The sequence below is a fragment of the Streptomyces sp. NPDC001480 genome (assembly GCF_042894725.1).
Lineage (GTDB): Bacteria > Actinomycetota > Actinomycetes > Streptomycetales > Streptomycetaceae > Streptomyces.
In genome coordinates this window covers 588,955-615,488 of record NZ_JBIAVX010000003.1, presented here as the reverse complement: position 1 = coordinate 615,488, position 26,534 = coordinate 588,955, and the positions used below count along the sequence as shown (strand labels likewise).

Below are 26,534 nucleotides of genomic sequence, written 5' to 3'. Positions count from 1 at the left end.
GGGGGGAACTCCGTGACCGGTGGGGAGTTGAGCGGGGAGAATGGGGGCCGTGCGCTATCGGATTCTCGGCACCACGCAGGTACTCCGTCCCGACGGTACGTCCGTTTCCGTGGGCGGGGCGCGGTTGCGTGCGCTGCTGACCGTGCTCGCGCTCAGACCCGGGCGGACGGTGCCGGTCGGTGTGCTGGTGGACGAGGTGTGGGACGGGGATTCGCCCGCCGACGCCACCGCCGCGCTCCAGGCGCTGGTCGGGCGGCTCCGGCGGGCCCTGGGGGCCGACGCGGTCGCCTCGGCGGAGGGCGGGTACCGGCTCGCGGCCGCGCCCGACGACATCGACCTGCACCGCTTCGAACGCCTGACCGGGGAGGGGCTGCGCGCCCTGGCCGACGGCGACGCGGCCAAGGCGGCCACGGTCCTCGACGACGCCCTCGCGCTGTGGCACGGCCCGGCCCTCGCCGACCTGCCCGACCGCACCGCCGAGGCCGCACGCTGCGACACCCGCCGCCTGGACGCCCTGCGCGCCCGGCACACCGCCGCCCTCGCCCTCGGCCACGCCGAGGGGGCGCTGCCCGAGCTGACCGCCCTGTGCGACACCCACCCCCTGGACGAACCCCTCCAGGCCCTGCGGCTGCGCGCCCTGCGCGACGCGGGCCGCACGGCGGAGGCACTGGCCGCCTACGAGGACGTACGACAGCTCCTCGTCGAGCGGCTCGGCTCCGATCCCGGGCCCGAACTACGGGCGTTGCACGCCGAGTTGCTGTCCCCACAGCCGGAGCCGCCGGCGGTGCGCCCGCCCGGGGCGGCCCCGGGCAACCTCCCCGCCCGCCTCACCTCCTTCGTCGGCCGGGAGGCCGACATCGAGGCCCTCCGGTCGGACCTCGTGACGGCCCGGCTGGTCACACTGCTCGGACCCGGCGGGGCGGGGAAGACCCGGCTGTCGCAGGAGGCCGCCGAAGCCGTGCGGGGCACGGCCCGGGACGGGGTGTGGCTGGCCGAGCTGGCGCCCGTCGACGACCCGGAAGCCGTACCGGAGGCCGTGCTCACCGCGATCGGCGCCCGCGAGACCGTGCTGCACGGCGCCGGCGCCGAGAGCATGCGGGCCGTCGCCGACCGGCACGACGACCCCGTCGAGCGACTCGTCGAGCACTGCGGCCGGCGCCGCATGCTGATCGTCCTGGACAACTGCGAGCACGTGGTGGACGGCGCGGCCCGCCTCGCGGAGCGGCTGCTGGCCCGCTGCCCGGGGGTCACCGTGCTCGCCACCAGCCGGGAACCCCTCGGCGTCCCCGGCGAGCTGCTGCGCCCCGTGGAACCGCTGCCCGAGCCGGTCGCGCTGCGGCTGCTCGCCGACCGGGGCGCGGCCGCCCGGCCCGGCTTCCGCACCGAGGACGACCCGGAGGCGTGCGCCGAGATATGCCGGCGCCTCGACGGCCTGCCCCTCGCCATCGAACTCGCCGCCGCCCGGCTCCGGATGCTCACGCCCCGCCAGATCGTCGACCGCCTCGACGACCGCTTCCGGCTGCTCACCTCCGGCAGCCGCACCGTGCTGCCCCGCCAGCAGACCCTGCGGGCCGTCGTCGACTGGTCCTGGGACCTGCTCGACGAGGGCGAACGCGAGGTCCTGCGCGGCCTGTCGGTCTTCGCGGGCGGCTGCGACCTCGCCGCCGCCGAGGCGGTGTGCGGACCGTACGCCTTCGACGCGCTGGGCTCCCTGGTCGACAAGTCCCTGGTCGTCGCCGCCCCCGTCCCCCACGGCGGGATGCGCTACCGGCTCCTGGAGACCGTCGCCGAGTACGCGGGCGAACGGCTCGACGAGTCCGGCCGGCGGGGGGAGACCGAGCGCGCCCACCTGACGTACTTCCGTGAACTCGCCCGTGCCACAGACCCCTTGCTGCGCGGCACCGAGCAGCGCACCGCCATCGAGCGGCTCCAGCTGGAGTACGAGAACCTGCGCACCGCCCTGCGCCGGGCCATCGCCGCGCGGGACGAGCAGGAGGCCATCTGCCTGGTCCTCTCGCTGGGCTGGTACTGGCAGATGCGCGACCTGCGCATCGAGGCCCGCAATCTGTGCGCCGAGGTCATGGCACTCGGCCCCGACCCGTTCACCGAGCCCGTCCGCCGCGCCGCACCGGTGTGGCAGCGCTGCACGGACACCCCGCCCCCGTATACCGGCGAACTGCTCGACGAGGTCCGGCGCGGGCTGCACCTGACCCATCTCGCCTGCATGGACACCGAGCTGGACGCCTGGCAGACCCCCGAGGCCCGGGCGAAGCTGCGCGTCATCACCGAGGTGTACGAACCCGGCCTGCCGCAGACCTGCCGTCCCCCGGGCATGCTGTGGTTCTACGCCGTACTGCTGACCGGGGGCATCGAGCGGCTGCGCGCCATCATCGACGCCTGCGTGCGGACCTCCCGGGAAACCCCGGGCTTCGAATGGGAACTGGCCGCCACCCTCCAGATGCGGGCCAACATCCTCGCCAACCGCAGCGAGTGGGCGGGCGATGCCAGACGTGACGCCGACGAGGCACTGGAGATGTTCCAGCGCCTCGGCGACGCCTGGGGCGCGGCCGAGGCGCTCTCGGCGCGCGGCGAGTCCTATGAGCGCAAGGGAGAGTACGAGTCGGCCGCCGCCGACTTCCGGGCGGCCATCGAGCAGGCCGAACGCCTCGGCGCCCGCGCCCAGACGGCGGTGCTCGGCGTCCGCCTGGCCGCCGTGGTCCTGGAGACCGGTGAGCCGGAGCTCGGCGAGCGCATGCTGCGCGAGATCATCGCCCGCCAGGACGGCAGCCACAACGAAGCGATGCCCATGGCCCGCCTCTTCCTCGCCGGCTGGCTCTCGCTCACCGACCGCGTCGCCGAGGCCCGAGAGCAACTCCGCCTGCTCCGCCGGGACTTCGCGATTTCGCACTTCGTCGTCTTCGATGCCTTGATCCTCGGCCAGGAGGCCTGGGTGGACGCCGTCGACGGCCGTCCCGACGAGGCCCTGGACAAGATCCGACGCGCACTGGAGCAGGCCGGCGACCCGCTGGCCCTGGCCATCGCCCCGCAGTTGCGGACCCTGTACCTGACCATCGCCGCGACGGCCCTCGCCGAGGCCGACGGCGGTACCCGCGCCCGCGACGCCGCCCGCTGCCTGGGCGCGGCCGCCGCCCTGCTGCCGTCCGGCCATGTCCCGGGGAAAGTCGAGCGCGCGGTGCGCGAGCGCACCGAGGCGGCCGTCCGGGCCGCGCTCGATGAGGAGACGTACGACTCCGCGTACGCCGAAGGCGGTGGCCTCTCCCTCGTGGAGGCCACCGCCCTCGTCTGACACCGTCCGACCGGACCAGGTACGGCAGGTCAGGTCTTGGTTCGGAACTTGTAGATCGAGACCGGGGCCATCACCGCGGTGATGGCCACCGACCAGCCCAGCGTCACCCACAGGTCGTGCGCGACCGGGCCGCCGATCATCAGTCCGCGCGCCGCGTCCGCGAGCGTGGACAGGGGGTTGTAGTCGGTGAAGGCCTGGAGCCAGCCCGGCATCGTCTTCGTCGGCGTGAAGATCGACGAGCCGAACTGCAGCGGGAACAGCACCAGGAAGCCCATCGCCTGCACCGACTGCGCGTTCTTCAGGATCACACCCAGGGTGAGGAACACCCACATGATCGACGAGGCGAACACCGTGGCCAGGCCCACGGCCGCGAACAGCCCGCCCCAGTGGTGGATGTGGAAGCCGACCAGCACGGCGACGGTCATCAGCACGACCGTCGCGAACAGCATCCGCGTCAGCTCCACCGTGATCTTCGCGAAGAGCACCGAGCCGCGTCCGATCGGCAGGGAGCGGAAACGGTCCATGACCCCGGAGTTGAAGTCCTGGCTGAAGCCGGTGCCGACGCCCTGCGACAGCGTCATGCTCATCATCGCGATCATGCCGGGGATCACGTACTGCACGTACCCGTCCTGCCCGCCGCCCAGTGCCTGCCCGATCGAGCCGCCGAAGACGTACACGAACAGCAGGGTGAAGATGACCGGCATCAGCACCGCGTCCATCATCGACTCGGGGTCCTGCTTGATCCACAGCAGGTTGCGGCGGATCAGGGCGCCGGTGTGGCGCAGGTGGCCGCGCAGCGGGATGCGCGCGTCGGCGGTGCTGACGGTGGCGGTGCGGGCGGTGGCGGTTGCGGCGCTCATGCGGCGACCTCCTGTCGGGTCTCGGCGGGCGTGACGTCCTGCGGGGCACTGGCGCGGTGGCCGGTGAGGGACAGGAACACCTCGTCCAGGCTGGGGAGTTCGGTGGTGATGGAGGTGATCGTGATGCCGCGCGCGGTGACCGCGCCGACCACGGCGGTCAGCTGCTCGTCGCTGAGGATCGGCACCAGGAGGGTGCCGCTGTCGGTGTCCACGGTGGTGGTGGCGAGGCCGGTGATGCCGAGCTCGTCGAGCATGCGGGCCAGCGGGCGCAGTTCCAGCGGATCGGCCGGCCGCACGCGCAGGGTGCGCCCGCCGACCTTGGCCTTCAGTTCCTCGATGCCGCCCTTGGCGATGACCTGGCCGCGGTCCACCACGGTCAGCTCCGAGGCCAGATGCTCGGCCTCCTCCATGTACTGGGTGGTCAGCAGGACGGTGACGCCGTCCCCGACCATGGCCTTGACCTCGTCCCACACCTCGTTGCGGGTACGGGGGTCGAGTCCCGTCGTCGGCTCGTCGAGGAACAGCACCTGGGGCCGGCCGATCATGGATGCGGCGAGGTCGAGCCTGCGTCGCATACCGCCGGAGTAGGTGCTCGCCGGGCGCTTGGCGGCGTCCGTGAGGGAGAACCGCTCCAGCAGTTCGTCGGCGCGGGCGCGGGCGTCCTTGCGCGGCAGATCGAGCAGTCGGCCGATCATGTAGAGGTTCTCCCAGCCCGGGAGCTTCTCGTCCACCGAGGCGTACTGCCCGGTGAGGCCGATCACCCGGCGCAGCTGCCGGGGCTGCCGTACGACGTCGTAGCCGGCGACGGTCGCCTGTCCGGCGTCGGCGGCCAGCAGGGTGGACAGGATCCTCACGAGGGTGGTCTTCCCGGCTCCGTTCGGCCCGAGCACACCCATCACGGTGCCCTCGCGCACGTCCAGGTCCACCCCGTCCAGCGCCTTGGTCTCGCCGTAGTGCTTGACCAGTCCCCGCACGGTGACGGCGTGGTCCGCGCCGGTGGGGTTGTTGTCGATTCGCGTCATGCCGATGACGGTGCCAGCCCCGACCGACAAACCACCGACAGGTCGCCTACACGTCTCCGACGGCCGGCAGCAGCCGGACCCGGCCGGTCCGCTGGGGGCTCCGCCCCCAGCCCCCCGGGCCTATGCCCACCCACCACCCGTGCGGGTCGGCTGGGAGGCGCGGCTCTCCTCTCCCGTCGCGGCGACTGGAGGGCGCGGCCGCTCTCATCAGCCTGTCCGGCGTTCGAGGACGAGGCCGTTCAGGCCGACGGGGTCCGGGGCGGAGCCCCGCGGGGGTGCAGGGGGCGCAACCCCCTGTGGGGTCCTGGGGCGGAGCCCCGGCGGGGTGCAGGGGCGGAGCCCCGCGGGGGCCCAGGGGGCGCAGCCCCCTGGCGGGGGCCAAGGGGCGGAGCCCCTGGGGACGGGAAGGGTAGGGGCGGCGGGGGCGAGGAAAGGGTCGGAAACAAGGCGGCAGCCCGCCGACGGGGGAAGATCGGCGGGCTGCCTGTGGTGCGGGCAATGGTCCTAGTGGACGGAGTGCTCCTCCAGCGGGAACGTCCCGCCGACGACATCCTCCGCGAACGCCTTCGCCGCGCCGCTCATGACCTCACGCAGATCGGCGTACTTCTTGACGAACTTCGGCACCCGCCCGGACGTCAGCCCGAGCATGTCGGTCCACACCAGCACCTGCGCGTCCGTCTCCGCCCCGGCCCCGATACCGACGGTGGGGATGTGCAGCACCCGCGTCACCTCGGCCGCCAGCTCCGCCGGCACCAGCTCCAGCACCACCGCGAACGCGCCCGCGTCCTGCACGGCCTTCGCGTCCCGCAGCAGCTGCGCCGCCGCCTCCTCGCCGCGCCCCTGCACGCGGTAGCCCATGGCGTTGACGGACTGCGGGGTCAGGCCGATGTGGGCCATGACCGGGATGCCGGACTCCACCAGCAGCCGGATCTGCTCGTGCGAGCGCTCGCCGCCCTCCAGCTTCACGGCGCCGACACCCGCCTCCTTCACCAGCCGGGTCGCCGAGCGCAGCGCCTGCACCGGACCCTCCTGGTAGGAGCCGAAGGGCAGGTCGCCGACGATCAGCGCGCGGTTCGTACCCCGTACGACGGCCGCCGACAGCATGGTCATCTCGTCGAGGGTGACGGGCACGGTCGTCTCGTACCCGAGGTGGCAGTTGCCGGCGGAGTCGCCGACCAGCATGACCGGGATGCCCGCCTCGTCGAACACGGACGCGGTCATCGCGTCGTAGGCGGTGAGCATGGGCCACTTCTCGCCGCGTTCCTTGGCGAGGGCGATGTCGCGGACGGTGATGCGGCGCGTGCCCTTGCCCCCGTACAGCGCCTTGCTGCCGTCGGAGGGCTTCGTCTGGGCAGCCGAAAGCTGCGTCATTGCAACGGCTCCTAACGTCATCTCGAGGCGCCCTGACGGCGTCCCCGGACCGCCTCCATGGTGGCACCTCGTGCCAGTCGGAGCCAGGGGGGTCCCGCGTGATCCCTCGCGCACCCCTGGAGCGCCGCCTGTGTAAGGCCTGGGTAAAGTAATTCAGATACGAGACGGTGCCGTATTGGAATTGCTCTAGGCTCTGCGGCATGACTACTCCTGCCGTCCCTGCCCGCCGGATACCGGAAGAGGTCCACCGGCGCCGCTGGGCGATCCTCGGCGTGCTGATGCTGAGCCTGCTCATCGTGGTGCTGGACAACTCGATCCTGAACGTCGCCATCAAGACGATCTCCACCCCGGCCCCGACCGGCCTCGGCGCCACCCAGAGCGAGATCGAGTGGGCGATCAACTCCTACACCCTCGTCTTCGCGGGCCTCCTCTTCACCGCCGGTCTGATCGGCGACCGGCTCGGCCGCAAGAAGGTTCTGCTCGGCGGGCTCATGGTGTTCGGCATCGGCTCGGCCCTGGCCGCCGAGTCCGGCTCACCCGGCCAGCTCATCGCCTACCGCGCCCTGATGGCCCTCGGTGCCGCGTTCGTCATGCCCGCCACCCTCGCCGTCCTGATGAACGTCTTCGAGCGCGAGGAGCAGCCCAAGGCCATCGGCATCTGGGCGGGCGGTGTCGGCCTCGCCATCGCCATCGGCCCGATCACCGGCGGCGCGCTGCTCGACCACTTCTGGTGGGGCTCGGTCTTCCTCATCAACGTGCCCATCGTGATCCTCGCGCTCGCGCTGATGGTGTGGCTGGTGCCCGACTCCCGCGACCCGAACCCCGGCCGCCTCGACCCCGTCGGCGTCGTACTGTCCGTCGTCGGCCTGGTCCTGCTCGTCTACGGCATCATCAAGGGCGGCGAGCTGGCCGACTTCACGGATCCCAAGGTGCTGGCGACCATCGCGGCCGGCCTGGCCGTGCTCACCGGCTTCGTGATCTTCGAGAAGCGCAGCGACCACCCGTCCCTGGACGTCTCCTACTTCAAGAACAAGGTGTTCTCGGCCGCGATGAGTGCCATCGCACTGGTCTTCTTCGCGCTGATGGGCGTGACCTTCTTCTCGGTCTTCTACACCCAGAGCGTGCGCGGCTACTCGCCGCTCCAGTCCGGTCTGCTGATGCTGCCTCTGGCCGCCGCCCAGATGATCTTCGCCCCGCGCGCCCGGCTGGTGGTCGACCGGTTCGGCAACAAGGCCACCACCACGGCGGGCCTGGTGGTGATCGCGGGCACCCTGGCCGCCTTCGCCACCTTCGAGAAGGACACGCCGATCTGGCTGCTGGAGGTCGTCTTCTTCCTCATGGGCACCGGCATGGCGCACATCATGACGCCGACCTCCGTCGTCATCATGCAGGCCCTGCCGCGGGAGAAGGCCGGTTCGGCCTCCGCCCTCAGCAACACCTTCCGCCAGGTCGGCGGCGCCCTCGGCATCGCCGTGCTCGGCTCGGTGCTGTCCACCGTCTACCGCAACGGCATCGAGGACAAGCTGGGCCTGCTGCCGGCCGGCCTCAGGGACACGGCGGGCGAGTCGGTCGAGGCCACCCTCGGCGTAGCCGAGAAGCTCGGCCCCCAGGGCAAGGCCCTCGTCGGCCCGGCCGACGACGCCTTCCTGCACGCCATGCACATCACCGCGCTGTGCGGCACCGGCGTCGCCATCATCGGCGCGGTCGTCGTGGCCCTCTTCCTGCCGGGCAAGCCGCCGAGGCGTCAGGAGGACACGGAGGAGCCGCAGTTGGTGGCGGCCGGAGAATAGCCCGTGGACGGGGGAGACTCGGTCGAGGAGGAAACTCGATCGACGGGGGAGGAGGCAGCTGCGCGACATCGGCGCGCAGCAGGCGAAAGGACGGAACGACGTGAGCCTTGCCGACAGCCGGCCCCGGCAGTGCGGCCCCGCCAGGGGCCGCCCCCGCAGCGAGGCGGTGGAACAGGCCATCATCGAGGGCGTGATGCAACTCCTCGAGGAGGGCGTGTCGCTGGCCGAACTCTCCATCGAGCGCATCGCCCGCACCGCCGGGGTCGGCAAGGCGACCATCTACCGCCGCTGGAGCGGCAAGGAGGAGTTGTTCGTCGACGTCATGCGCGCCGCCGAACCCAAGGATCCCGAGCTCCCCGGCACTTCCATGCGCGACGACCTGGTGGTGCTGCTGGAGGCGCTGCGCCGGCGCGGCCTGGTCAGCCGGTCCTCGGCGATCCTGCACAACGTGCACGCCCAGATGAAGAGCAGCCCCAAGATCTGGGCCGCCTACCACGCCAGTGTGATAACTCCCCGGCGCAACATCGGACTGGAGGTCCTGCGCCGGGGGCAGCGGAACGGCGAGCTGCGCGCGGACGTGGACGTCGAACTGGTCAACGACTTGTTCGTCGGCCCGATGCTCACCCGCTCCCTCCTGCGCCCCGACGCCGACCTCCCGGAGGGGCTCGCCGAACAGATCGTCGACACGGTCCTCGAAGGCCTACGGCCCGTCAGCTCGCCGGACCGCTAGGGCTCGGCGCCTGAATGTGCGCGTTTCGTCACAGTCCGGGTCGCTCACCCCCGTAACCGGAACTCCCCGCGCCGACTTGTTCGTCCTCGTGCCCGTACGGCCGTCATGGACGGCGGGACCGAGGCCGATCATCCCCTAGGGTCGGAAGAACACATGGGGACGACGGTGTGCACGGCAGGCAGTGAGGCAGACGGTATGGCGCAGCAGGCGTACGTGACGGAGACGGACAACGGCGGCTCGGGGCCCGAGCGTCGGGCATCTCGGCTCCGGCGCCTGGCGACCGGGTTCCTCGACGGCTGGCGCGGCGACCCGCGCGTCTGGCGCCGGGGCATCGTCCTCGCGGTGCTCGCGCTGCTGCTCGCCCTGGTGATGCTGCTGCACTCCCACATCCCCAACCGGATCGGCAACCTCGGCAGCCTCACGGAGACCTTCCTGCCCTGGCTGGGGCTGGCCATCCCGGTGCTGCTGGTCCTGGGGCTGGTGCGGAAGTCGGCGACGGCGCTGATCGCCGTGCTGCTGCCGTCGATCGTATGGCTGAACCTGTTCGGGGGGCTGCTCACCGACAAGTCGGGCGGGGGCGGCGATCTGGTGGTCGCCACGCACAACGTCAACGCCGACAACCCGGACCCGTCCGGCACCGCCCGGGACGTGGCCTCCTCCGGCGCGGACGTGCTGGCGCTGGAGGAGCTGAAGGCGTCCGCAGTGCCGGTGTACGAGAAGGCGCTGGCGTCGACGTACAAGTACCACTCGGTGCAGGGCACGGTCGGGCTGTGGAGCAAGTACCCGCTGAGCGGTGCCCGGGCCGTGGACATCAAGCTGGGCTGGACGCGGGCCATGCGCGCCACGGTGGCGACCCCTAAGGGCCCGGTCGCGGTGTACGTCGCCCACATGCCGTCGGTACGGGTGAAGATGGAGGCCGGGTTCACCGCCCGGCAGCGCGACACGAGCGCCGACGCGCTCGGCGAGGCGATCGCCGACGAGACGGTCAAGCAGGTCGTGCTGCTCGGCGACCTGAACGGCACGATGAACGACCGCGCCCTCAACGCCGTCACCTCGCAGATGCGTTCGACGCAGGGCGCGGCGGGCAGCGGCTTCGGTTTCAGCTGGCCGGCGTCGTTCCCGATGGCCCGGATCGACCAGATCATGGTCAAGGGCATCGAGCCGGAGAGCTCCTGGACCCTCCCGCGAACGGGCAGTGACCATCTGCCGGTGGCGGCGCGTGTGAAGGTCACCACATCGGCAACCGGGTCTTGACCCGCTGGAATACTGGCCCCGAGAGCGTTTGTTCCGTACTTGAACATAGTGATACGACTGGGAAGTCGAGCACGACTGAGAAGTCGCGCACTGTACGGAACTGCACGGAACCGCTCTGAAAGGTCCCCTCATGCCCCTGGCCCTGCTCGCCCTTGCCGTGGGCGCCTTCGGCATCGGTACGACCGAGTTCGTGATCATGGGCCTGCTGCCCGAGGTCGCGGACGACCTGCACATCTCGATCCCCACCGCCGGGCACCTGGTCTCGGCGTACGCGCTGGGCGTCGTCATCGGCGCCCCGCTGCTCGCCGCGGTCACGGCGCGGATGTCCCGCCGCACGGTGCTGATCGGCCTGATGGCCCTGTTCGTCGCGGGCAACGTGCTCTCCGCGTTCGCCCCCGGCAGCGAGTCGCTGCTGGCCGCCCGCTTCCTCAGCGGTCTGCCGCACGGCGCCTTCTTCGGCGTCGGCGCGGTGGTCGCGACGACCATGGTGCCGCCGGAGCGCAAGGCCCGCTCCGTGTCCCTGATGTTCCTGGGGCTGACGGTGGCGAACATCGCCGGTGTCCCCGTCGCCACCCTCGTGGGCCAGCACCTGGGCTGGCGGGCGACGTTCCTGGGCGTCAGCGTGATCGGCCTGGCGGCGATAGCCTCGCTCGCCGCGCTGATCCCCCACGACCACACCCACGCGACCGCGCGCGGCCTGCGCGGCGAACTGGCCGCCCTGCGTTCCCTGCCGGTGTGGCTGGCCCTCGGCACGACGGTGGCCGGCTTCGGCGCCCTGTTCTCGGCGTACAGCTACGTCACGCCGATGCTGACGGACTCCGCCGGTTTCGCCGAGTCCAGCGTGACGCTCCTGCTCGCCCTGTTCGGTGTCGGCGCCACCGCCGGCAACCTGCTCGGCGGCCGCCTGGCCGACCACTCGCTGCGCGGCACCCTGTTCGGCGGCCTCACCTCCCTGGCGGTGGTGCTGCTGCTGTTCCCCGTCCTCATGCGGGCGGAGTGGAGCGCGGCCCTCGGGGTCGCCCTCCTCGGCATGGCCGCGTTCATCACCGGCTCCCCGCTCCAGCTCATGGTCATGGAGAAGGCCTCCGCGGCCCCCTCCCTGGCCTCCTCCGCCAACCAGGCCGCCTTCAACCTCGCCAACGCCGGCGGCGCCTGGATCGGCGGCCTGGCCCTGGCGGCCGGCTTCGGCACCACGTCCCCGGCGCTCGCCGGCGCGGCGCTGACCGTACTCGGCCTGGGCGTGGCAAGCGTGGCCTACGCGGTGGACCGCCGCCGGGCCCCTGCCGGGGGCCGGGAGCGGCTGGTGGCCTCCCACGTCCCGCAGGAGGCGGAGGCGCTGCACGGCTGACGGCGACTGGCCGGCGGGGGCGGGCGGCTCTCGCCCCCGCCGCCCCTGCCCTCTCCCGTCCCCAGGGGCTCCGCCCCTTCGGCCCCGGCGGGGGCTGCACCCCCTGCACCCCGGCGATCTCCGCGGGGTCGAGCTCCTGCACCTGGCCGGGGACTCCGCCTGTGACCACGGGTACGGGGCGGCCTCCCGCATCAGCGCCGGCTCCGCCGGTCGCTGCGACAGCACCAGGCGGAAGGACAGGTTGCGTACCGCTGAGGGCCGTCCCCCACCTGGCGAGGCAGGGGACGGCCCTCAGTGATGCCCGGCCTTCACCGAGACGTCAAGGGAGTGGATCAGTCCTCCGGCACGAGACCGATCGCTTCGGGGAAGTCGGCTGCGAGTTCCCTGTGTGCCGGATCGTCCTCGCCCTCTGCTACTTCGCGAAACAGTGGGACGAGGTCCTGGCGCACTTCTTCCGGCACCACGTGAGCCAAGTACCCACTGACCGCTTCCATGATCTTGATCGCGGTGTCGGGGTCGAAGTCTTCGTCGTCCGCGAGCTCGACGGAGTTCATGAGCCTCATGAAGGCTTTGGCGAGGACACGGTCCGCAGTGCTCGACGTGGACGAGTCGTCACCGGAACCCGTGGCGCCGATCGTGTCGGCAAGGTCGACCGCGGCTTCCCTCCGTGCCGGGATTCCCTCGTCCTGCGCCACCACACGGAACAACTGGCCGAGGTCGTCGCGCACCTCTCGCGAAGTGCCGCCGAGCAACTCCTTGACCGGATCCGTGATGCCGGCGGCAACGCCGTGGGAAAGGTCTTCCCCGACCGAGAGCTCGATCGAGATGATCAAGTCCACGACGGCTTTCGCCAGTGCGTACTTCGTGGTGATCATGGTGCGACGACCCTCACTCTGATGTTGATGATGTTCTGGCTCGCGAGCATCTTCCGAGCCTGCCGGGCGACGGTTTCGTTCGGGACCTCCCAGAGTCCGGTCATGCCGTTCTGCTCCAGAGCGAGCGACTGGTTCTGCGCCTGGAGGTAGCTCTTGGCGCGTCGGCTGATGTTCCACTTCCGGTCGATCATGATCTTGTTGACGGTGTCGATGCCGTCGAACTTGACCTGGCTGAGCCTGGTGGCACCCGCCTTGAAGTACTGCAGGGCGGGGGCGAAGCCAGACCGGGACCCCATCGCACCGGCATCGTACTTCGCCGCGTCCGAGCTCGCGCTCAGCGTTTCCGTGAGCCAGTGGATCTCCCCGTCGCAGTTGTGCACCAGGACCGGCGTCCCGCCTGCCAGTACGTAGAACGTGTGCAGACCCGACACCGTCAGGTCGTACACCGTCCGGGGCGCGAGGTCAGGTCGATCGTCCAGGTTCTTCACGGTGCGGAGCGACCCGCTCGGCGTGCGCAGCCGGTCACCCACATGCAGGTCGGAGACGAGCGTCCAGCCCTGACCCTCGACGAAGAACCGGTGTCCCGTGGTGCTGGACAAGCGACCGCCACCAGCTAGGGATATGTCGACAAGGTGGTTGGTGGCGTGCTGGAACGTGCGGGTGACTGGCTTCGGCTCCATGAGACCGGTGCCGGGGTCGGCGGACAGCAACGTGTCGCGGGAGCGCACGTCACGGATGTCCTTGCGCGATCCGTCCGACATGAGCACCTGCGTGTCGCCCGGGAAACTGTTGATGCGGCAGGCAGCTTTGAGCTCGTCGGACGTCTTGATGACCTTCTCGATGTCGGCGAGCGTCTCGGGGGCGACCTGAAGTGCTTTGAGCGCCTTGTAGGCGTCGGCAACCCCGACACCGGTGCGCAAAGCGGCGTCGACGGCGCGGATACCGTCGGCTATGGCAGTGATGGACTTGCCAGGGATGAACCAGGTCGCCGCCCACGCACAACCGGAGACGGAGCCGTGGTAGCACTCGGTGAAGTCGTGAGTGAGAGCCTTGATGATCGGCGACCACAGCTCTTCGAGGACGTCCCAGGCACTGATGAGGATCGCCCGCTTCTGCGTGATCTTCTTGGTGTCCGGGCCGAGGAAGAAGGTGCTTTCCGACGGGCAACCAGAAGTTGTGGCAGGAGCGTCGGGGCTGGTGCACAGGTAGTAGTTGACGGTGACTTCGGTGGTCACCTCGAACTCGTTGCAATGCTCCGTGGGGCTCGCCCACACGATGTTGCAGGCGCTCAGGTCCCGCTGTCCGAGCCACTTGGGCTCACCGACCGGTGTGACCTTGTCTATGACATAGAAGACGTTGCCGACACCGGTGCCCGCCCCCGTGGATATCTGCTCTCCTTCTTTCGCCCGTTCGGCGCGATCGGCCGCGTCCTGGGCTTCCTCGGCGTACTTGTCGGCGTCCTTGGCGGCCTGTTCGGCTTCGGTGGCGGCGGCGTCGGCGCGGTCGGCGGCGGCGCGGGCGTCCTTGGCGTCCTGTTCGGCCTGGGCGGCTGCGGAACGGGCGGCTTCGGCGTCGAGTTCGGCGGCGTCGGCGGAGTCGCGGGCGTCCTTGGCGTAGCCCTCTGCCTTGCCGGCTGCCTTGTCGGCGGCTGCGGCGTCCTCGGCGGCCTGTTTGTCGTACTCGACGGTGCGGGCCAGTGATGCCGCGGCCGCGGATGCGGCCTTGGCGGCGTCGGCCGCGTAACCCAGGGCCTCCTTGGAGTAGGTGCGCGCGTCGGAGGCGTACTGGGCGGCGTTGGCCGCGTGCTGGTAGGCCTCCTTCGCGTCGCCCTTGGCCTGGTCGGCGAGGTTCTTGGCGGCCTCGGCCTCGGCGGCGGCGTTCTTGGCGTGCGCGTCGGCGACGGCCTGCTGCTGGTCGGCGATGGTTTTCGACGCCTGACCGGTCAGCACCACCAGGCCGGCCACCGAGTCGGTGTCGACGTACGGGGAGCCGAGCTGGACGGCGTCGTTGGCCGGGGCGGCGACCTGCTCGGCGGCCTTGCCCGCGTCCACGGCGGCCTGCGCGGTGACATGCGCGAACCCGGCGGCCTTCGCCGAAGCCGCGAGTGCCTTGCCGGCCTCCACGTTCGCCGCGTTGGCCTGCGCCTTGGAGTCCTTGGCGTGCTGTTCGGCCTCGTCGGCGAGCTTGACGGCCGTCTTGGCCTCGGCTGCGGCGTCCTGCGACGCCTTGATCGCGTCCGCGGCTGCGCTGGTCGCGGTCTTCACCGCCGCGTCGGCCTTCAGCTTGTCGGCCTGGGCGGCGTCCGCGTCGGAGCGGGCCCGCTTGGCCGCCGACTCCGCGCGAGTCGCGGCGGCGTCGGCGTCGGCCGCCGCCTGGGTCGCCGCATCCGCTTCCGAACGAGCCTTGTCGGCAGCGGCTTCAGCGGCATCAGCGGCCTTGTCCGCGTCGTTCGCGGCGGCGCGGGCGTCGTCGGCGGCGCTGCCGGAGTCCAGGGAGTCGGCGTAGGCGTCCTTGGCGTCGGCCTTGGCGCGGGCCGCGTCCGCCTTCTGTTCGGCGTCCCAGGCGTCGTCGCGCAGGGACTTGGCATGGGCGCTCGCCTTGACCGCGTCGTCGCGCTTGTTCCCGGCGGTCTTCTCGGCGGCTTCGGCCTTGTCCTTGGCGTCCTTCGCCTTCGTGGCCTCGGACTCGGCGTTCTTCCTGTGTTCGGCGGCCTCGGCCTGCTTGGCCGCGGCCGTCTCCTTCTCAGCCTTGGCCGTCTTCTCCTCGGCCTCGGCCGCGAGCCGCTTGGCGTGCGCGTCGGCGGCGGCCGCCTTCGCGTCACCCTCGGCCTTCAGCGCGTCGGCGAGCTTGGCCTCCGCGGTCTCCTTGTCCTTCTTGGCGTTGTCCCGGTGGATCTTCGCCGCGTCGGCGGCTGCCTTGGCCTGCGACTCGGCTGCCTTGGCGGCTTCCTTGCGGAACTCCGCCTGCACCTGCGCCGACTGTGCCAGCGCGCGCTGCGTGATCGTCGCGCTGTCCCCGGCGGAGGCGCGGGTCGCGGCCTCGGCGGTCTCGGCGGCCTTCACCATCGCCGTCAGCGCGGCGACCGACCCCTTGGTCACCTGGTCCTTCTGCTGGCCCACCAGCAGACCACGACCGCGGGGCGCGCCGTTGGTGTCGGCGATGCCGTAGGCGGCCTGAAGCGCCGTGTCCGAGGTGGTGGCGGCCTTCTGCGCGGCGGCGAGCTGCGCCTTGACGGCGGCGAGCTGCTTCTTCGCCTCCGCCTGGGCGTTCGTGACGTTCGCCTTGGCCTTGTCCACGTCGGCCTTCGCCGGCGCGGTGCCGGTGTGGCCCTTGGGGACGATGCGGAGCTTCTGCGCGTTGGAGCCGTTGCAGGCGTTGAGCAGGGCGTCCTTGCCGTTGTCGAACGCGGCCAGGTCCAGGCACTTGTCCGTGGCGATGTTGCGCAGCTCGCCCGCGGCGCGGACGCTGAACGTCCACTGCTGGGCCTTGCCGCTGCCGCAGTCCCGGATCTGGATCTTCGTGCCGTTGGCGCTGGCGCCGTTCAGCACCTCCAGGCACTTCTGCGCGTTGACGTTCAGCAGGGTGTAGTGGCCGTCGTAGACACCCCACAGCTGCCACTTCTGGGCGCTGCCGCTGTTGCAGGTGTTGATCTGGACCGGGCTGCCGTTGGTCTTGGCGGCTCCCTGGACCTCAAGGCACTTGCCGGCGGCGCCCGGCACCTGGATCTCCAGCGGGGCGTCACCGATCCAGTTGAGGCCGCCCTCGGTGTAGTGGTCCAGCCAGCGGGTGGAGTAGTCCGCGATCCATGACTGGCCCAGGGCCTTGCCCAGGGCGAACGTGCCGTCCTGCAACGCCTTCGTGGCGCTGACGTTGGCCGCCAGGATCTGCTGTCGCTGCGTGGCCTGGGAAGCGATCTCCTGCTGCCACTCGGCGGACGCCTGCGAGACCTCCTTGCCCAGAACCCGGTCCGGGTCGATCGGGTCGTGCCACGCGCAGGCGGCGAAGCGGGTCTTCAGGTCCTCGACCGCGATACGGAACTCCGGGCTGTCCGGAGCCGGGGCCGTGCGCGGGAAACCGCCCGAGGACAGGAAGATACGGGCGTCATCGGCGAACACCCGGGGAACGAACAGCTGATTGGGCTCGATCTTGCCGGAGTTCTTCTTCCACAGCGCCCACGCCTGCTGCTCCTCCGGGGTCCCCCCGGTGGTGTACAGCTGGTCGCCGATCGCGACCGCGGCAGCCTTCGTGCTGTCGTCAGCGGTGGGCGACGTCTCGTAGAAGGGCGAGAACAGGTCGACCGACTTGAAGTACGACTGGTACAGCCACGGAAGCAGCCCGACCTGGTCGAAGATCTTGTTCGCATCCCGTGGGGCGCCGGGGTAGGAGTCCAGGCCGCTGACCGTGCTGGACCAGGCCTGCCCCTGGTCACCGACCTTCTTCACCCACTGGTCGCTGTTGGTGCCGTCCGCGTAGAACGCCTGGTGCAGCGGGGTGTTGGTGTCGGTGAGGTCCCGGTCGAGCTTCTGGTGGAGCTGGTCGGGCGGCAGTCCTATCGCGTTCTGCGCGAGGGCGAACAGGTTCGGTCCGCCCTTGCGGAGGGCGTCGGCGGCCACACACTGGTCCCCGCGCAGCTGTTCGGCCGCTTTGGTGTCGTAGCCGTCGTAGGAATCGCCCACGAGGCTTACGTGGTCCTGGTCCGTGCGACCCGCGAGGCCGGGCCTGACGGTGAGGCCGACGACGACCGCCACCGCGGTCAGCAGGAGGATGATCCGGGCAACCAGCCCTGACCGTCCAGGTGTTGGTATGAGCGATCTTCGTGATCGGGAAGGCAACGGAGCATCACTTTCTTCTTCAGAACGTGGATGCGCCGGATGGTCGGCCGATGCTCCGCAGAGCAGTGGATTTCTTCAAGGGCTCACACGGGAAGTCAGAAGCGACGCGATCCCTCCCCGTGAGCGACGGCGTTCCCCCGGTCGCTGACTGATGTGCGCGTACGGAGTGGTCGGGCTCCGCCGATGCGCGGCATCACTGTAGACACACGGAGAAGACCTCGTACAGGTGTTCCTGTGAGATTCCTGTACGTCGACCGGCGTCAGGCCGCGGCCGGACTCGGCGAGTTCCCCCTGTCGGCGGGAATCGGCCACGCCGCCGGGTGCGGACCGGCACAATATGCCCATGGCGCAATATGCGGAGTTATTGCTGGAAGACGGCACGGTCATACGACTTCAGCTGTCACCTGTCGGGGGACCGCAGACCGGGGACGTCAAGGGGGGTGGCCGGGGCGTCGGCGGCGAGTTCACGAAGTACGCCGAGTCCGACGGCGATCACGAATACGGCGCTGACGAGGACGACCTGCCCGGCGGCGTCGGCGGGGCGGAGCCCGCGGGGCGGATCAGGGACGCCGCCCGCACACTGGCCCGGGGGAGCTTGCGCGGTGCCCTGAGCCCGCTGGGGCCGCTGCTCCGCGAGGTGCATTCGGTCGTCAGCTCCGTCGACAATCCGCCGCATGAATTCAACGTCCAGTTCGGGCTGCAACTCGGACAGGATCTCAAGCTCGGCATCGTCGACGTCAAGAGCGCAAGCAGCGTCACCGTTTCCGCGACCTGGCGACCCGCCCCGGAAACGAGCGCGGGCGCCGGTCCCGGCATGGCCTCATAAGGACCGCCATGCCGTGGTTCCGCCCGCCGGGTGCCACCCGCCCGGCGACCGTCTCCGTGTCCGCGTTGAGTGGGCGTCAGGCGCTGCACATCGTCGGCGCCGGCATTCTGCTACCCGCGGGACGTGTGCTGACGGCCGCTCATGTCGTCAACATGGCCCTCGACAGAGAGGAATTCGAATCAGCCCATCCTGGCGGCGAAGTGCGGCTGGGTGTGCGGGTCGGTCGATACGGGCGTGAAGCCGAGGTCATGGTGTGGATCCCCGTCCGTGACCGGGACAGGGCACGCTGGCGCGGCGATCTCGCCGTGCTCCAACTACTGGACGACCTGCCCTCGACGCTCGTGCCGCCGCAATGGAAGCCCCCGGTGGTGGACATGGCCATCCGCGCCTGGCAACCGGCAGGCCGGTACACCGACCTGTCCGTGGCACGGGGCGTGGTGGCCGACGTGCCCGAGACCGCCTTCGCCCTCCTCGACGGCTGTGAGACAGGAGGGAACATCCAGCCGGGCTACAGCGGTGGCCCTGTCTGGTCCGCAGCCGAGAGCGCGGTCGTCGGGCTGGTCATGGGCAGACTCAAAGGTGGCCAGGCCCAGTCGGACGACGATGACCGGATGCGGCGCCGCAGTTGGTGCGTCACCGCCCAGGGCGTCCGCGAGGAACTCGCCATGGTGGGTGCCGACCGTCTTCTCGACGAAGCCCGTGATGCGGGCGAGCCGCCCTCCGCGAGCGAGTACACCGAACTCGCGGACGTCATCAACCGCAGGCTGAACAGCCACGAGACACTCGCGCACTGCGGCCGTCATGTGGCCTACAAGATCGGTCTCTCACATCCCGGGGACGGATCCGCGCCGAGCATCGACGAGTTCGTCCGCGTTCTGCTCAGCCACCCGCGGGCCCTGGCCGAACTCACCGACGCCCTCTACCAGTTCCGTCCGGAAGCGGTCTCGGAACTCGTGCCGGTCGGTTGGCGCATCCGCAACTGCCTGCTGCTCACGTCCGGTGAACGCGACCGTCTGAACGCCTTGCTGGCCGCTCTGCCGAACGCGATCACCACCGCGATGCCCGGTGTGGTCCGCGACGCGCTGCCCGACATCGACCTGGCGGCCGCACTGCCCCCCGACGCGGCATGGCTGGATCCCGAAAGCACCGACGAAGCACTCCGGACCCTCCTCGACGAACTGGAACTCCACCGTCGTGCGCCGGCGACGGATCTGGCGAACAGTGCCCTGTTACCCGCCCTGGTCTGCCTGGTCCTGCAACTGGCCGCCCTCGCTCCCACCGAGCTGGGAAGCGAGTTGGTGGACTGGAGCAGGAAGGTCGTCGACCGGATCCTGGACACGCAGGACGCCGTGGGCGACCGGTTCGCGGATGCCCGCGCCCGGGCCCGGCGCCTGCGCCGAGACGTTCCCCGGCTCTACGTCCAGTTGACCGCGGTCGAAGGAACGGACGCACCCCAGCTCTACACAGTGCGCATCTGGCGCCGGCAGGAGTACGGGTGGCAGCGGGTGTCGACCGAAGAGGACCGGTCGTACGACACCGCCCAGGCGGTCACGGAAATCTTCAGCAAGGCCCGCACACTGATCCACAACGGAGTGAAGCCACTCATCGAACTGGCCCTCGGCCGTGAGGGACTCGAACTCGATCCGCACGCATGGCCGTCCCCCGGCCCCATGGGTACGTACCGGGCGCTGGGAGTCGAGTATCCCGTCGTCATCAGCTGCCCGGAACTCCTCGAGCGGGGCAGCGACCTGACGGACTTTCTGGACGAACGCAGGAGGCGGCTGGACGGTGGAGTACTGCGGCTGATCGACCCCTCGGTCGGCAGTCTCAGCGACCTCTACAGCAGCTTCGCGGGAGATCTGAACACCGTCGGAGCCGTCGTACCCGCGGTCGAAGCCCGGTTGCGCAGTCAGATCGTGCAGTACTGCCTGGCCATCGGGCTGCCGGTGGTGCTGTGGGGACGGGGCGACAACACCTGGTCCGAGGCCTGCGACCACTTGGCCAAGGCCTCTCCCAGGCAACTGCCCGGCCGTGTGCACGAGTACCGCCGCCGCGAGTGGAACAAGCCGACCGACGGCCGGCCCGTACTCGCCTGGTCCGACTCCACCTGCCCGGACCTCTACCTCGACGACCCCTCACAGGAGAACGCATGACAGGCGAAGCACCCTGGCGGCTCTTCCGGGGCGACGGCGTCCCCAGGGACGTCCACCTGCCTGAGGCCCCACCCTGGCGTCGCTTCGGAGCGACGCCAGGCGAAAGGCCCCCGGGAGAGCCGGGCACCTCCCGCGGATCCGCTCCCTACCTCATCAGCCAGAGTCACGCGGACATCGTCAGTGCCGCCCTGCACCTGCGTCGGCCCCTCCTGGTCACCGGACAGCCCGGCACCGGCAAGTCATCCCTGGCACGGGCCGTCGCGCACGAACTCAATCTGGGAGACGTGCTTCACTGGCCGATCAACAGCCGCTCGACGGTCGGGGAGGCCCTCTACCGCTACGACGCGGTCGGCCGGCTGCGCGAGACGACCCTTGCCAGAGACACCGCGGACGCTGAACCCTCGATCGGCACGTTCATCCGCCTGGGCCCCCTGGGGACGGCGCTGGTACCTCGTCCACGCCCGCGCGTCCTGCTCATCGACGAGTTGGACAAAGGCGACGTCGATCTCCCCAACGATCTACTGACGGTGTTCGAAGACGGCGAGTACGAGATCGCCGAGCTCGCCCGACTGCCCGAGGGACAGTCCTGTGTGGAGATCCTGGCCGCCGATGCCGACGAGCGGATCCAGGTCACCCGTGGCCGAGTGCGGTGTGACGAGTTCCCCGTCGTGGTCATCACGAGCAACGGCGAACGCGAGTTTCCGCCGGCATTCCTGCGCCGTTGCGTCCGTCTGGAGCTTCCGGCGCCGGACGACGAGCGGCTCCGGGACATCGTCACCGCCCATCTCGGAGAGGGAACCATGGGCGAAGTGAGTGAACTGCTCGATGAGTTCCTGCGCCGCCGGCAGGCCGGTGGACTGGCTACGGACCAACTGCTCAACGCCGTGTTCCTCCGGGCAGGCGGCGTGAACCTGGACGCGGACTCCCTGCTGGACGCGGTGCTGCACAGGCTCGGCGGGACGATCTGAATGCCCGGGGACGCCACGGGGCGGGAACTGCGCAGCGTCATCCACCTGCTGGCCGACTGCGGAGTGGTGCTCTCGCAGGAGGAGATGCTCGACGCCCTGTGGTTGGCACGTGCCCTCACCGGTCCGGCCGAGGCTCTGCCGTTGCGACGCGCGGCCACCCCCCGCGAGGCACCTTCGCTCCCCACACGCGTCACGCCGCAGCGCCGCGAACGCCGGCCGCGGCCGGCGGGCCGCACCGATGTGTACGGCGGCGCCCGTCCGTCCACGCACCGTGCGACACCGCCGACGCCACCGGAGCGGCGGTCCGAGGCTCCACAGCGGGTCAGCGAACCCCTGCACACCGGTGCCCGGGCCATGCCGGTGCGGGTCCCCGAAATCAAGGCGCTCTCCATGGAACTGCTCATCGGCCGGGCGCTCCGTCCCCTCAAGCAGTCCCGTCCCAGCACCTCGCGCTACGAGTTCGACGAGCAGGCGACCGTTCATGTCCTGGCCGAGACCGGGCTCCCGGACGTCGTCATGCGCCCGGCACCGGAACGCTGGCTCGACCTGGCCCTCGTGATCGACGACGGCACTTCCATGGTGCTGTGGCAGCGCCTGGCAACCGAGTTGCACGCTCTGCTGCGGCGGGCCGGCGCCTTCCGCGTCATCAACGCGTACGGCCTGCACACCCGAAGCCGAGAACCGTATCTGCGCGGTCGCCCCTTCGCGCCCGATGCCCAGCGGACAGCGCCGAGCCGGCTGTGCGACCCCACGGGCCGCACGCTCGTCCTGGTCGTCAGCGACGGCGTGGGCCTCGCCTGGCGTAACGGCGACATGCACCGGACGCTGCGGCAGTGGGCCGGGTACGGTCCGACCGCCGTGCTCCATGCCCTGCCGCGGCGGATGTGGGACAGCTCCGCCCTGCGTGCCCAGCGCTGGCAGGTCAGCAGTGGACGACGTGGCTCGGCCAACACGGAATGGCTCGTCACCGACCCGCTGCTCCCGCCCGAAGTCGCCCGCTTCACAGGGGTGCCGGTGCCGGTCCTGGAGCCGGCACCGGGATCCCTGAGCGCCTGGGTGAACCTCGTCGCGTCCCCCGCCGCCTCGGCCACCCTCCCGCTGCTGGCAGCCCCTCGCACCGGGCAGCGGCGGCCCGCGGACACCGGTCTGTCACGTCTTCGCCGCTTCCACGCCGCGGCCACACCCGAGGCGTACCGCCTGGCAGCCCACCTGGCCGGGCTCGCACCGCTGTCCCTGCCGGTGATGCGTCTGGTGCAGGCGGCGATCCCCTGGGCACGGACCGCGCACCTGGCAGAGGTGTTCCTCGGCGGGCTCATGACCCCGCAGCTCACAGCCCCGGACAAGCCGCTCCCGCCGCAGCACCAGCTCTTCGACTTCGAACACGACGCCGGGCAGGCCCTGATCAACGCGGTGCCGCTGGCGGACCTCGTACAGACGGCGCGCAACGTGGGTGAGCGGTTGGAACAGCTGGCGGGGAGGTCTGCCGACTTCCCGGCGTGGCTCGCCCATCCCGAGGGCATCGACAGGATTCCCACCTCGACACGGGCGTTCGCGACCGTCGGACCGCGACTGGCCTCGCGATTCGGGGTGGGCAGTCTGGAGCGGCGGACCGGGACGGTGTGGTGGTCTCTCAGGCCGACCGACCCCTGGCGAGTCGGGGAGTACACACTGCACGCGCGAGGAGTCGGCAGCGGTCGGCGGCAGAAGTTCCTTGGGCGGGATCCGAGCGGAACGGAAGTGGTCGTCATCACCGGCCCGGCGGAACAAGAGCATCTGTTCCAGGCCGAAGCGGACGCACTCACACAGCTGGAGGGCCGCTGCGCCCCCCAGCTGATGGCCGTCGGCTCGGACGAGGAGGGGCTTCGCTGGATCGTCGAGACCCAGCCCCACATGCCCGACGGCAGCCCCGCCATGCCGCTGTCGGAGGTGCTGGCCCGTGACGGCTTCCACCCGGACGACGCCCTGGAGACAGCGCTGCGGCTGTGCGAGGCGGTGACGGTCAGCCACTACGCCGGCCTGTGTCACGGCGACCTGAACGCGGACACCGTGCAGTGCCTCGGGCGGTCGGTACTGCTCACGGACTGGTTCGCATCCCGTCCTGCCACGCGACCACAGGAGGTGGAGCCGGACATCGAGTCGCTGGGCACGATCCTCGCCAAACTCACCTCGTTCGTACCGGACGACCTCGGTGAGCTGGACGCGCTGATCGAGGCATGCGACCCGAGGCACCCGGCTCCCACGCCGAGTGCCCACTCCCTCATGGAAGCCCTGTCGGTGCGTCTCGGGCTGCGCCAGGACGACGGCATGCTGGTGCAGGGAATGGACACCGAGGCGCTGCACCGTCTGATCCGCACGACTGCCCCTGAGAGCCGTCGAGTCGCCGTGCTCGGCTTCCCCGGCACCGTCGGCAAGAGCACCACGGCCGCTCTGCTGGCGTCGACCTTCGCCGCGGTCCGGGCCGACCGGATCATCGTGGTGGACACCGACCCGGGCCGTGGGACGCTGGGCTTCCGGGTGAACGCGAACAGCGGTCACGGGATGACGGCCATGCTGGAGCAGTTGGAGGAGGGGACCTACCGGGGAACCACCTCCTTCGTCTCCCGCATGGCCTCAGGCGCGCACGTCCTGACGGACCTGATCGGTCCGGGCGGCCCCGAGGCGGAAGACGTCCGCAGGGTCCTTCGCCGGCTGTGCGACGACTACGCCATCGTGATCACCGACTCCGAGTCCGACGTACTGAACACGGATCTCGGTACCGTTCTGCCACAAGCCGATCAGCTCGTCATCGTCGCCGACTCCGTCGAGTCGCTGCTGACCCCGCTCGGCCGCGAGGTCTTCGCGCGACTGCGGGAGCACGGCCCACCGGACCTGCTGAGCCGCAGCATCATCGTCGTCTCCGCGGCGTTGCCGTCCGGCGCGGGCGACGGATCGTTCGCCTCTGGCATCGTGTCCCGGCCCGCCGAACTCCGCGATCTGTGCCGTGGCATCGTCTCGATCGCCTACGACCACCATTTGGTCCACGGGGGTGAGGGCCACCTGAGCGCCCTGAGCGCGGGCAACCGCCATGCCTACGTGTGTCTGGCCGCCCTTGTGGCTCAGGGCTTCGCCACCTGACTCGGGAGTCCCGCGTCCGGGAGGTCGAACCGCTCCAGATCCCGCAGCCACGCCCGCGCGTTGCCGTCCGACGGCGCCCGCCAGTCACCGCGCGGGGACAGCGAACCGCCCGCCGAGACCTTCGGCCCGTTCGGCATGGCCGAGCGCTTGAACTGCGCGAACCCGAAGAAGCGGCGGCAGAAGACCTCCAGCCAGTGCCGGATCTCCGGCAGGTCGTACGCGACCCGCTTGGCCTGGGGGAAGCCGGGCGGCCACTCGCCGGACTCCGCGTCGTGCCAGGCGTGCCACGCCAGGAACGCGATCTTCGACGGCCGGAAGCCGTAGCGCAGGACGTGGAAGAGCGTGAAGTCGTGCAGCGCGTACGGGCCGATCTTGGACTCGGTGGACTGCATCTCCTCGCCCGGCACCAGCTCCGGGCTGATCTCGGTGTCCAGGATCGCCGCGAGCGTCCTGCCGGTCTCCTCGTCGAACTGGCCGCTGCTGATGACCCAGCGGATGAGGTGCTGGATCAGCGTCTTCGGCACCCCGCCGTTGACGTTGTAGTGGCTCATCTGGTCGCCCACGCCGTACGTGGACCAGCCGAGCGCCAGCTCGGACAGGTCGCCGGTGCCGAGCACGATGCCGCCGCGCTGGTTGGCGAGCCGGAAGAGGTAGTCGGTGCGCAGACCCGCCTGGACGTTCTCGAAGGTGACGTCGTACACCGGCTCGCCGGACGCGAACGGGTGGTCCATCTCCTTCAGCATCAGCCGTGCGGTGGGCGTGATGTCCAGCTCGGCCGCGGTGACGCCGAGGGAGTTCATCAGCTTGTGGGCGTTGTCCTTGGTGTGGTCGCTGGTGGCGAAGCCGGGCAGTGTCCAGGCCAGGATGTCGCTGCGCGGGCGGCCCGCGCGGTCCATCGCGCGGGCGGCGACGATCAGCGCGTGCGTGGAGTCGAGGCCGCCGGACACCCCGATGACGACCTTCGGGCCGCCGATCGCCGCCAATCGCTGCTGGAGGCCCTCGACCTGGATGTTGTACGCCTCGAAGCAGTCCAGGGCGAGGCGGTCGGCGTCGGCCGGCACGAACGGGAAGCGCTCCAGGCGGCGGCGCAGCCCCAGGTCGGTGAGCGGCGGGTCGAGCTCGAACGCGAGCGTCCGGAAGTCCCCGGTCCGGGCGCTGTGCGTACGGCGGTTGTCGTCGAACGTGCCCATCCGCTGCCGCTCCTGCCGCAGCAGATCGAGGTCCACGTCGGCCACCGCGTAGCTGTCGCCGAGCGGGAACCGCTCGGTCTCCGCCAGCAGCACGCCGTTCTCGTGGACCATGGCCTGGCCGTCCCAGGACAGGTCGGTGGTCGACTCGCCGAGGCCGGCCGCCGCGTAGACGTACGCGGCGAGGCAGCGGGAGGACGCCGAGCGGCACAGCAGCTTGCGGTCCTCGGCCCGGCCGACCGTGATCGGGCTGCCCGAGAGGTTGACCAGGACGGTCGCACCGGCGAGGGCCGCCTCCGCGCTGGGCGGCACCGGCACCCACATGTCCTCGCAGATCTCCGCGTGCAGCACGAGACCGGGGACGTCGTCCGCGGCGAACAGCAGATCCACGCCGAACGGCACGGACTCGCCGCCGACCCGGATCGACCCGCCGCGCTCGTCGGCGCCGTCGCCGATCTGCCGGCGCTCGTAGAACTCGCGGTAGTTCGGGGGGTACGACTTGGGCACCACGCCGAGGACACGGCCGCGGTGCACGATCACCGCGCAGTTGTAGACCCGGTTGCGGTGCCGCAGCGGGGCACCGACGACCAGGACCGGCAGCAGCCCCGCCGATCCGGCCACCACTTCCTTCAGCGCCTCCTCGACCCGGTCGAGCAGCGCGTCCTGGAGCAGCAGGTCCTCGATCGAGTAGCCGCACAGTCCCATCTCGGGGAAGACGGCGACGGCGACGCCTTCCTCGGCGCACCGGCGCGCGTGGCGCAGGACCGCTTCGGCGTTGGCGTGCGGGTCCGCGATGACGGTGTGACCCGTGCACGCGGCGACGCGTGCGAAGCCGTGCTGATAGATCGACCAGAAGTTCAACGGAGGCACCCGCCCAGTGTAATCGTCAGAGCGACA

The 26,534-nt window shown here is 70.7% G+C and carries 15 protein-coding genes; 9 read left to right on the top strand and 6 right to left on the bottom strand.

Translation table 11 applies throughout. The annotated features are described in order from the left end of the window. Positions 1–40: 40 nt before the first annotated feature. Positions 41–3,307, top strand: a complete 3,267-nt coding sequence (locus ACFY01_RS10055) for a BTAD domain-containing putative transcriptional regulator (protein ID WP_390735197.1) — start codon at positions 41–43, stop codon at positions 3,305–3,307. Positions 3,308–3,336: 29 nt separating this feature from the next. On the opposite strand, the gene ACFY01_RS10050 is transcribed toward ACFY01_RS10055, so the two are convergent. The 3 genes from ACFY01_RS10050 to panB form a co-directional block, all read right to left on the bottom strand. Continuing rightward, positions 3,337–4,167, bottom strand: a complete 831-nt coding sequence (locus tag ACFY01_RS10050) for an ABC transporter permease (protein ID WP_390735196.1) — start codon at positions 4,165–4,167, stop codon at positions 3,337–3,339. Further along, positions 4,164–5,189 (bottom strand): ATP-binding cassette domain-containing protein, encoded by a 1,026-nt coding sequence (locus ACFY01_RS10045; RefSeq protein WP_390735195.1) that lies wholly within the window; start codon positions 5,187–5,189, stop codon positions 4,164–4,166. The genes ACFY01_RS10050 and ACFY01_RS10045 overlap by 4 nt, the downstream gene beginning before the upstream one ends. Positions 5,190–5,693: 504 nt before the next feature. Then, the gene (gene panB / locus ACFY01_RS10040; RefSeq protein WP_390735194.1) at positions 5,694–6,560 is read right to left on the bottom strand and encodes a 3-methyl-2-oxobutanoate hydroxymethyltransferase; all 867 of its coding nucleotides are present in this window, start codon (positions 6,558–6,560) and stop codon (positions 5,694–5,696) included. Between the two features lie 200 nt (positions 6,561–6,760). Here panB and ACFY01_RS10035 point away from each other — a divergent pair, with 200 nt between their 5' ends. The 4 genes from ACFY01_RS10035 to ACFY01_RS10020 all read left to right on the top strand — a co-directional run bounded on the left by ACFY01_RS10035 (position 6,761) and on the right by ACFY01_RS10020 (position 11,682). Beyond that, complete coding sequence (locus tag ACFY01_RS10035) at positions 6,761–8,350, top strand: MFS transporter (RefSeq protein WP_390735193.1); 1,590 nt, start codon at positions 6,761–6,763, stop codon at positions 8,348–8,350. A 100-nt stretch (positions 8,351–8,450) separates the two neighbouring features. Continuing rightward, positions 8,451–9,080 carry a TetR/AcrR family transcriptional regulator gene (locus ACFY01_RS10030; protein ID WP_390735192.1) on the top strand — a complete coding sequence of 210 codons (630 nt, stop codon included), beginning with the start codon at positions 8,451–8,453 and terminating at the stop codon, positions 9,078–9,080. A gap of 195 nt (positions 9,081–9,275) precedes the next feature. Beyond that, positions 9,276–10,334, top strand: a complete 1,059-nt coding sequence (locus tag ACFY01_RS10025) for an endonuclease/exonuclease/phosphatase family protein (protein WP_390735191.1) — start codon at positions 9,276–9,278, stop codon at positions 10,332–10,334. 130 nt (positions 10,335–10,464) lie between these two features. Beyond that, complete coding sequence (locus ACFY01_RS10020) at positions 10,465–11,682, top strand: MFS transporter (RefSeq protein WP_390735190.1); 1,218 nt, start codon at positions 10,465–10,467, stop codon at positions 11,680–11,682. 332 nt (positions 11,683–12,014) lie between these two features. On the opposite strand, the gene ACFY01_RS10015 is transcribed toward ACFY01_RS10020, so the two are convergent. Then, positions 12,015–12,557, bottom strand: a complete 543-nt coding sequence (locus tag ACFY01_RS10015) for a hypothetical protein (protein ID WP_390735189.1) — start codon at positions 12,555–12,557, stop codon at positions 12,015–12,017. Continuing rightward, positions 12,554–17,305, bottom strand: coding sequence for an RICIN domain-containing protein (locus ACFY01_RS10010; RefSeq protein WP_390735188.1), 4,752 nt, complete (start codon positions 17,303–17,305; stop codon positions 12,554–12,556). The genes ACFY01_RS10015 and ACFY01_RS10010 overlap by 4 nt, the downstream gene beginning before the upstream one ends. A 427-nt stretch (positions 17,306–17,732) precedes the next feature. Here ACFY01_RS10010 and ACFY01_RS10005 point away from each other — a divergent pair, with 427 nt between their 5' ends. Genes ACFY01_RS10005 through ACFY01_RS09990 form a run of 4 tightly spaced genes read left to right on the top strand, consistent with a single transcriptional unit; the run spans position 17,733 to position 24,450 of the window. Beyond that, positions 17,733–18,215: a CU044_2847 family protein gene (locus ACFY01_RS10005; protein WP_390735187.1), complete on the top strand. Its 483-nt coding sequence runs from the start codon at positions 17,733–17,735 to the stop codon at positions 18,213–18,215. 8 nt (positions 18,216–18,223) lie between these two features. Beyond that, positions 18,224–20,368, top strand: coding sequence for a trypsin-like peptidase domain-containing protein (locus ACFY01_RS10000; protein WP_390735186.1), 2,145 nt, complete (start codon positions 18,224–18,226; stop codon positions 20,366–20,368). Then, entirely contained in the window at positions 20,365–21,336 is a 972-nt protein-coding gene (locus ACFY01_RS09995; protein ID WP_390735185.1) for an AAA family ATPase, read from the top strand. Before ACFY01_RS10000 ends, ACFY01_RS09995 begins: the two co-directional genes overlap by 4 nt. Further along, positions 21,337–24,450, top strand: a complete 3,114-nt coding sequence (locus ACFY01_RS09990) for an SAV_2336 N-terminal domain-related protein (RefSeq protein WP_390735184.1) — start codon at positions 21,337–21,339, stop codon at positions 24,448–24,450. Here ACFY01_RS09990 and ACFY01_RS09985 read toward each other — a convergent pair. Continuing rightward, entirely contained in the window at positions 24,432–26,507 is a 2,076-nt protein-coding gene (locus tag ACFY01_RS09985) for an NAD(+) synthase (protein ID WP_390735183.1), read from the bottom strand. The two genes, ACFY01_RS09990 and ACFY01_RS09985, sit on opposite strands and share 19 nt — an antisense overlap. Positions 26,508–26,534: the final 27 nt, after the last annotated feature.

What these genes read in the sequence shown, in the direction of transcription:
- ACFY01_RS10055 (WP_390735197.1), top strand. Translation starts at nt 41, where the DNA reads ATGGGGGCCGTGCGCTATCGGATTCTCGGCACCACGCAGGTACTCCGT.
- ACFY01_RS10015 (WP_390735189.1), bottom strand. Translation starts at nt 12,557, where the DNA reads ATGATCACCACGAAGTACGCACTGGCGAAAGCCGTCGTGGACTTGATC.
- ACFY01_RS09990 (WP_390735184.1), top strand. Translation starts at nt 21,337, where the DNA reads ATGCCCGGGGACGCCACGGGGCGGGAACTGCGCAGCGTCATCCACCTG.
- ACFY01_RS10045 (WP_390735195.1), bottom strand. Translation starts at nt 5,189, where the DNA reads ATGACGCGAATCGACAACAACCCCACCGGCGCGGACCACGCCGTCACC.
- ACFY01_RS10000 (WP_390735186.1), top strand. Translation starts at nt 18,224, where the DNA reads ATGCCGTGGTTCCGCCCGCCGGGTGCCACCCGCCCGGCGACCGTCTCC.
- panB (WP_390735194.1), bottom strand. Translation starts at nt 6,560, where the DNA reads ATGACGCAGCTTTCGGCTGCCCAGACGAAGCCCTCCGACGGCAGCAAG.
- ACFY01_RS10020 (WP_390735190.1), top strand. Translation starts at nt 10,465, where the DNA reads ATGCCCCTGGCCCTGCTCGCCCTTGCCGTGGGCGCCTTCGGCATCGGT.
- ACFY01_RS10025 (WP_390735191.1), top strand. Translation starts at nt 9,276, where the DNA reads ATGGCGCAGCAGGCGTACGTGACGGAGACGGACAACGGCGGCTCGGGG.
- ACFY01_RS10050 (WP_390735196.1), bottom strand. Translation starts at nt 4,167, where the DNA reads ATGAGCGCCGCAACCGCCACCGCCCGCACCGCCACCGTCAGCACCGCC.
- ACFY01_RS10035 (WP_390735193.1), top strand. Translation starts at nt 6,761, where the DNA reads ATGACTACTCCTGCCGTCCCTGCCCGCCGGATACCGGAAGAGGTCCAC.
- ACFY01_RS09995 (WP_390735185.1), top strand. Translation starts at nt 20,365, where the DNA reads ATGACAGGCGAAGCACCCTGGCGGCTCTTCCGGGGCGACGGCGTCCCC.
- ACFY01_RS10005 (WP_390735187.1), top strand. Translation starts at nt 17,733, where the DNA reads ATGGCGCAATATGCGGAGTTATTGCTGGAAGACGGCACGGTCATACGA.